Source organism: Mitsuaria sp. TWR114, assembly GCF_007997345.1.
Genome location: NZ_VOSR01000868.1, coordinates 1 through 687, shown reverse-complemented (window position 1 = coordinate 687; position 687 = coordinate 1). Strand labels below are relative to the sequence as shown.

The window sequence follows — 687 nt, the reverse complement described above, 5'->3', positions numbered from 1 at the left end:
TGGCCGCCGCGCGGCGGCATGGCGTCCCTGCGGCGCGTCCGGATTCGTTACATCTGCCGCGACGCGTCGCCGCGCAAGCGCCTATCCTCCCTCGCTCAAGGGGGCGGCGCGCGGCTTGCTCCTGTGCTGCAATCAATCCTCATCTCCGGCGAAGGCGGGCAGCATGGCTCAAGACTCGGACAGGGGCCCCGGGGCCTGGTGGGCATTCCTGAGGCGGCGCTGGGTGGCGCGCCGCGACCCGCCCGCGCGGGTGGCCGCGGCGGACGAGGCGCAGTTGATGGACGGCCTCAAACGCGAGGCCGCCCGGGCGCAGCGCCATCGCCACGACGGCGTGCTGATGCTGCTGGAACTTGATCCCTGGACCCGCCTGCAGCAGCAGCACGGCGAGGAATGCCTGCAGGCGCTGGACGAGCGCCTGGACCAGCTGATGCGGCAGCAATTGCGCGGCGGCGACTGGCTGCTGCCGCTGCCGCGCGGCGTCTGGGCCGCCTACCTGCCGTGCACCGATCCACTGGGCGCGCTGGACGCGGCGACCGGCTGCGGGCGCGCGTCGCGACGCTGGACTACCGCTGGCAGGGCCAGTCGCTCCCTTTGAGCGCGAGCCTGGGCCTGGCCCATTGGCAGGACTGGCGGCGCGAGCCGCAGCAGGGTGCTGACCAGCTGCTGCAGCAGGCGCGCCAGGCGCTG

The 687-nt window shown here is 73.8% G+C and carries 1 protein-coding gene; it reads left to right on the top strand.

The window, feature by feature from the left end; all coding sequences use genetic code 11:
• Positions 1 to 223: 223 nt before the first annotated feature.
• Positions 224 to 595 carry a diguanylate cyclase gene (locus FUT87_RS25220; RefSeq protein WP_147242773.1) on the top strand — a complete coding sequence of 124 codons (372 nt, stop codon included), beginning with the start codon at positions 224 to 226 and terminating at the stop codon, positions 593 to 595.
• The last annotated feature ends 92 nt before the right edge of the window (positions 596 to 687 follow it).